Source organism: Rhodoplanes elegans, from assembly GCF_016653355.1.
Classification (GTDB): domain Bacteria; phylum Pseudomonadota; class Alphaproteobacteria; order Rhizobiales; family Xanthobacteraceae; genus Rhodoplanes; species Rhodoplanes elegans.
The window spans coordinates 1-6157 of record NZ_NHSK01000099.1 but is presented as its reverse complement, the minus strand read 5'-3'; the positions used below and the strand labels follow the sequence as shown (position 1 = coordinate 6157).

6 protein-coding genes are annotated in these 6157 nt (G+C 70.6%); 2 read left to right on the top strand and 4 right to left on the bottom strand.

From position 1 onward, the window contains the following. Positions 1 to 262 precede the first annotated feature (262 nt). The gene (locus tag CCR97_RS13200; protein ID WP_111358581.1) at positions 263 to 961 is read right to left on the bottom strand and encodes a response regulator transcription factor; all 699 of its coding nucleotides are present in this window, start codon (positions 959 to 961) and stop codon (positions 263 to 265) included. A 219-nt stretch (positions 962 to 1180) separates the two neighbouring features. On the opposite strand from CCR97_RS13200, the gene CCR97_RS13195 reads away from it, so the two are divergent. Further along, positions 1181 to 1963 (top strand): HugZ family pyridoxamine 5'-phosphate oxidase, encoded by a 783-nt coding sequence (locus tag CCR97_RS13195; RefSeq protein WP_245429027.1) that lies wholly within the window; start codon positions 1181 to 1183, stop codon positions 1961 to 1963. Positions 1964 to 2079: 116 nt separating this feature from the next. After that, positions 2080 to 3168 carry an alpha/beta hydrolase gene (locus tag CCR97_RS13190; RefSeq protein ID WP_244670433.1) on the top strand — a complete coding sequence of 363 codons (1089 nt, stop codon included), beginning with the start codon at positions 2080 to 2082 and terminating at the stop codon, positions 3166 to 3168. A 227-nt stretch (positions 3169 to 3395) separates the two neighbouring features. Here the strand turns inward: CCR97_RS13190 and CCR97_RS13185 are convergent, their stop codons facing one another. The 3 genes from CCR97_RS13185 to CCR97_RS32075 all read right to left on the bottom strand — a co-directional run. Next, positions 3396 to 4190, bottom strand: coding sequence for a TIGR02186 family protein (locus tag CCR97_RS13185; protein ID WP_111358582.1), 795 nt, complete (start codon positions 4188 to 4190; stop codon positions 3396 to 3398). Beyond that, the gene (locus CCR97_RS13180) at positions 4187 to 5116 is read right to left on the bottom strand and encodes a sulfite exporter TauE/SafE family protein (protein ID WP_111358583.1); all 930 of its coding nucleotides are present in this window, start codon (positions 5114 to 5116) and stop codon (positions 4187 to 4189) included. The genes CCR97_RS13185 and CCR97_RS13180 overlap by 4 nt, the downstream gene beginning before the upstream one ends. Before the next feature lie 205 nt (positions 5117 to 5321). After that, positions 5322 to 6157 (bottom strand): tetratricopeptide repeat protein (locus tag CCR97_RS32075; RefSeq protein WP_201159552.1); only part of this gene is annotated, 836 nt, incomplete at its 5' end.

Genomic DNA, 6157 nt, shown 5'->3' with positions numbered 1-6157 from the left:
CGGCGCCGCGGCGCACCCGCGGGCGGGACGGCGAGCGGCCCCTCGGCCGGCACTGCCGAGCGATCGTCGGCGGCGCCGGGGTGAGCGTTGTCGCGGTTCACGCGGTCGCGGTCGGCAATTCGGTCGAGCACGGGCGCTGCGCCTCGCGGGTCTCGGAACGATTCTCGGGACGTCTCACGGATCGGTCGTCCCGACGGACGTCATCGACGCACGCGGGACCGCTCGGCGGGCGTGCCGCTCCGCCCGGCCGGTCGAACCGTGGCTATTCCTTGAACCGATAGCCGACGCCGTACAAGGTCTCGATCATGTCGAAGTCGTCGTCGGTCTGCTTGAACTTCTTGCGCAGCCGCTTGATGTGGCTGTCGATGGTGCGGTCGTCGACATAGACTTGGTCGTCGTAGGCCGCGTCCATCAGGGCGTTGCGGCTCTTCACCACGCCGGGCCGCTGGGCCAGCGCCTGCAGGATCAGGAACTCGGTGACCGTGAGGGTCACGGGCTCGCCCTTCCAGGTGCAGGTGTGGCGCTCCGGATCCATGCGGAGCAGGCCGCGCTCCAGCACCTTGGCCGAGTCGGTCTCCTTCGGGGCGGCACCGTCCTTGGGGATCGCCCGGCGCAGCACCGCCTTGACCCGCTCGACCAGGAGCCGCTGCGAGAACGGCTTCCGGATGAAGTCGTCAGCCCCCATCTTGAGGCCGAACAACTCGTCGATCTCCTCGTCCTTGGAGGTGAGGAAGATGACGGGCACGTCGGACTTCTGGCGCAGCCGGCGCAGCGTCTCCATGCCGTCCATGCGGGGCATCTTGATGTCCAGGATCGCGAGATCCGGCATCGAGGTCTTGAACCCGTCCAGCGCCGAAGCGCCGTCCGTGTAGGTCATGATCCGATACCCTTCGGCCTCGAGCGCGATGGAAATCGAGGTGAGGATGTTCCGGTCGTCGTCGACGAGCGCGATGGTCGGCATGGGCCTCATTTCCCGTTGTCGGGCAAACTCTTCGGGCCTTGAAGCCCGCAAAGCTGGGCCGAAATGTGACCCCTCCCGTCGGTGCGGGAGCGGGTCCGAGCTGCGCGTTCCGGGCCGGAGTCTAGTGATTTGCGAGCGATTTCGCCATACCGGGATCGCTCCGGGCTTTATTTCGTCGTTCCGGCATCCGACAGTCGGGGCTCGACCAGGAGACCCTCCGTGACCGACATTCCGCCTCCCCGGCCCGGCACGATGCCCGGGCGCATCCCGGAAAACGCCAAGCTTCCCGAGGACTTCGATCCTGTCGCGGGGGCCCGGCAGCTGCTGCGGGCGACCCGCGCCGGCACCCTCTCGACCAACGACCGCCACACCGGCCACCCATTCGGTTCGCTCGTCAACGTGGCGACCGCGGCGGACGGATCGCCCGTGCTGCTGCTGTCGCGGCTCGCCACCCACACCGCCAACCTGGAGCGCGACGGCCGCGCCTCGATCCTGCTCGCCGCGACCGGCAAGGGCGACCCGCTCGCCCATCCGCGGCTCACCGTCCTGGGCAGCCTGGTGCGCGACGACGACCCGGCGCTGAGGCGCCGCTTCCTGTCGCACCATCCCAAGGCCGAGCTCTACGCCGCCCTGCCCGACTTCTCGACCTGGCGCATGATCGTCGCCGCCTTCCACCTCAACGGCGGCTTCGCCCGCGCCGCGGATCTCGCGCCCGAGGACGTGCTGAGCAATCTCGCCGGCGCCGAGGAGCTGCTGGCCGCCGAGGAGAGCGCGATCGCCCACATGAACCAGGACCACGCCGAGGCCGTGGCGCTCTACGCCACCGTGCTGGCCGGCGCGCCAGCCGGTGCCTGGAAGGTGACGGGCCTCGACCCCGACGGCCTGGATCTCGCCGCCGGCGACCTCACCCGCCGCGTGGCCTTCCCCGAGCGCATCACGACGGCAGCGCAGCTCCGCGCGGTGCTGAAGACGCTCGCCGACCAGGCCCGCGCGAAAGGGTGAGCCCGCATCACGTCGTGTTGCGTGTCGCCCCCCGGGCACACGCGGCACGACGCCTTGCGGTGCCGACCGGGCCGTCTACCATCCCGGACGTCGTCACTTCCGGGAGTCTTCAACAAATGAAAACACTGCTGCTGGCCGGGCTCGCGCTCGGCCTTCTCGGCGCGTCCGCGCACGCCCAGACCACGCCCGCCGCCGTCCCAGCCCCGACCGGCCCGGTGCTGCCCAACCCCGCCGCCAAGAAGGAGCCGATCGCGCTGCGCGACATGGGCTCGTTCCACATCGGCGGCCGCATCGTCGAGGTCACCGGCAAGCCGGTGCGCGAGGTGGTGTTCGCGGCCGGCGGCACGCCCGCCAAGATGGACCCGAACGGCCCCTATCAGGTCGAGCAGATGTACGTGCAGTACTTCTTCCCGGCCACCCGCAAGGGCAAGTATCCGCTCCTCATGTGGCACGGCGGCGGGCTCACCGGCGTGACCTACGAGACGACGCCGGACGGCCGCGACGGCTGGCTCAACATGTTCGTGCGCAAGGGCTGGGACGTCTACGTCTCCGACGCGGTCGAGCGCGGCCGCTCCGGCTATCCGAGCCCCGACATCTGGCCGAGCTCGCCCGTGTTCCTCACCCGCGCCAACGCCTTCGAGCGGTTCCGCATCGGCGCCGGCCCGGGCTCCTGGAACCCCGATCCGGCCAAGCTGAAGACGCTGCCCGGCAGCCAGTTCCCGGTCGAGGCCTACGACAACTTCGTCCGCCAGAACGTGCCGCGCTGGCTCGACAGCGACAAGGCGATCGTCGCCGCCTACACCGAGCTGGTGCAGAAGGTCTGCCCCTGCGTGATCCTGTTCCACAGCCAGGCCGGCGGCTTCGCCTTCCGGATCGCCCAGGAGCATCCGGACAAGGTCAAGGCGCTGGTGGCCGTCGAGCCGGCCGTGCCGGGCGACCCGGCCAAGGCGGCGGCCCTGAAGAACGTGCCGACCCTGATGGTGTTCGGCGACTACATCGAGCAGGACTCGCGCTGGCCGACCATGCGGGCCAAGGACGTGTCCTTCGGCGACGCGATCAAGGCGGCGGGCGGCAGCGTCGACGTCGTCGACCTGCCCAAGGTCGGCATCAAGGGCAATTCGCACATGCTCATGATGGACAAGAACAACGGCCAGGTCGCCGACCTGATCCAGGACTGGCTGGTGAAGAAGGGCCTGGTGGAGTAGGTCCGCCACCAAACACCCGAGCGCGTCACGGCCGGGCTTCGGCCCAGCCTCGATGCTCGGCCGCGTGCCCCGGACAAGGCGCAGCAGGCCGCAGGCCTGATGCGCCGCAGAGCCGGGGCCCAGGGGCCGCACGGCAGCCACCTCGCCTGATCGCCCTGGGTCCCGGTTCGCGGCGCAATGCGCCGCGCCCGGGACACGAGGCCTTCCCCCACGCGGAGAGCGCCCGCTCAATCCCGCCGGAACACCACCGAGGCGAGCCAGCCGGTCAGGAGCGCCATCATGGCGGTGACGATGCCGTAGAGGAGGCCGTTGTCGACCGCCGCGGTGGCGACGAAGCGCTCGAAGCCGACCTTGGCGATCTCGAAGGCCGAGGTCGAGCGCGCCACCAGCACGCCGTCGTGGAACAGCTTCACGTCGACCTCGTAGATGCCGACCGGCGCCTCCGCCGGCAGCGGGATCGACGCCTGGAACAGGGTCGGCGACAGCATCGTGACGGCGGTCGGATCCTCGATGTAGAGCTTGCGCTCGGTCTTCAGCCGCAGGAACGCCTGGCGGAACGGATCGTCGGCGACGACGTCGGCGATGTCGGGGCCGATCTGCTGCGGCAGCACCAGGTTGGTGAGCCCGATCTGCAGCCGGCGCAGCCGGTCGGGCGGCACGAAGCGGTCGAACGGCCGCGTGCCGAGCACGGCCAGATAGGCCGGCACGCCGATGAAGGTGCGCGAATCGGCGTTGATCCAGATACCGAGCAGACGGTCCTTCTTCAGCGTCTTGAGAGTCTGGGGCGGCCCGACCACGGTGGCGATCACGTCGTAGCCACCGCGCCGCGGCGGCGCCGCGCCGTCGCTCTCCACGGCGCCGAACAGCACCACCTCGGCGCCCGTGAACACCGAGTTGATCAGCACCCGGTGGGTCGACAGCGAGGTGACGAGCCGCTCGGCCGCGCCCGCGCCGACGGTCGTCGACGCCACGCCCGCCAGCACGGCGATCAGCGCGGCGAGGAGGAGCGGCGCGCGTCTCATCGGCCGCCCTCCATCAGCCGGAACGAGAACAGCTCGCCCGGCACGATGAACAGGTTGACGGCGAAGCGCAGACCGACCGCGAGCACCAGGAGGCCGAGCATCAGCCGCAGCCGCTCGGAGCGCATCTTCTGCCCGGCCTGCGCCCCGAACTGGGCGCCGATCACGCCGCCGACCATCAGGAGCAGGGCGAGCAGCGCGTCGACCAGATGGTTGGTCGCCGAGTGCATGATGGTCGCGCTCGCCATGGTGACGAGGGTGAGCACCATCGAGGTGCCGATCACCACGCTGGTCGGCACGTGCAGGATGTAGATCAGAGCCGGCACCAGGATGAAGCCGCCGCCGATGCCCATGATGGCGCCGAGGAAGCCCATCACGAAGCCGATGATCCACACCGGGATCACCGACACGTAGAGCCGCGACTGCTTGAACCGCACTTTCAGCGGCAGACCGTGCAGCCAGGTGTGGCCGCCGGGATGACGGGCCGGCACCGTGTTCTTGTCGCGCTGCAGCCGGATGATCGCCTGCACGCTCTCGGCCACCATCAGGCTGCCGACCGACGACAGGAGCACGACGTAGGAGAGCGCGATGACGAGGTCGAGCTGGCCGATGGCGCGCAGCAGCGTGAACAGCCACACCCCGACCGCGGTGCCGATCAGGCCGCCGATCAGCAGCATGAAGGCGAGCGCGAGATCGATGGCGCGGCGCCGCCAGTAATTGAGCGCGCCCGAGAACGAGGAGGCGGCGATGTGGCTCGACACGGTCGCCACCGCGACGGCCGGCGACACGCCGATGAAGATCAAGAGCGGCGTCATCAGGAAGCCGCCGCCGATCCCGAACATGCCCGAGATGAACCCGACCGCGGTCCCCATCGCGAAGACGAGGAACACGTTCACCGGCAGGTCGGCGATCGGGAGATAGATTTCCACGGGCTCGGATCCGCGGCCTGGTCCGGGGACGCATGCCGGTCAGGGGTCGAGGGTCGTCACGACGTCGCGGCGCGGAAAACCACGCTGTCGCGAAGCCCTACAGGCTCGCTCCGCAAACGGAAAGTGAAATCGGCGCGACGGCGGCCGCAGGTCGCCGGCCGTGACCTGCGCGCCCATCACGGCGCACATGCCGCCTGGGACATCGTCACAGCCGCGCGGCCTGCTCCATCGGGATGCGGCTCTTCGGCTTGGCGCGGCCGCGGCCGGAGGACGCGTCCTCCCAGCCGCCGGGCGGCGGCGGCACCGTCATGGCATCCTCCGGCGCGACCAGCGGCACGAAGCTCTGGGCGGCGAGGCGCGCGGCGGTCAGGCTCTGCTGATCGAGCCGCGCGCCGAGGTCGTCGCGCTTCTTGGCGGCGTCCTTGTCGCCCTTCTGGGCGGCGATCGCGAACCACTTGTAGGCCTCGGCGAGGTTCTGCTCGGTGCCGATGCCGCGGGCGTGGAGGATCGCCAGGTTGTACTGACTGTCGGCGACGCCGTGGCGGGCCGCCTTGGTGAACCACTGCACGGCGGTCGGGAAGTCGGGCTTGCCGTCGATGCCTTCGGCGTAGAGCACGGCGATGTTGTGCATCGCATTGGCGTTGCCGCGCTCGGCCGCGGCGAGGTACCAGCGCCGCGCCTCGGCGAGGTCCTTCTTCACGCCGTTGCCCTTCTCGTAGAGGCTGCCGAGCCGGAACTGGGCGGGCGCGAGGCCGGCCGCGGCGGCACGCTGGAACCACGGCAGGGCGGCGGCGATGTCGGCCGTCACGCCGCGCCCCTCGGCGTAGCGCATGGCGATCTCGTAGGCGGCCGCCGGATTGCGCGAGGCGACGCCGGCGACCAGCGGCTTGCTGGCGAGCGCCGCCGGCAGGGTCTCGGGCCACGCCTCGATGGACCCGCCGTCCTCGGCACCCCCGGCGGGCGGCGTCGGGGCGGGCGTGGCCGGCAGCGGCGTCGCCGGCGGCGGCACCAGGCGGGCGACCGGCACGGTGCCGGTGACGT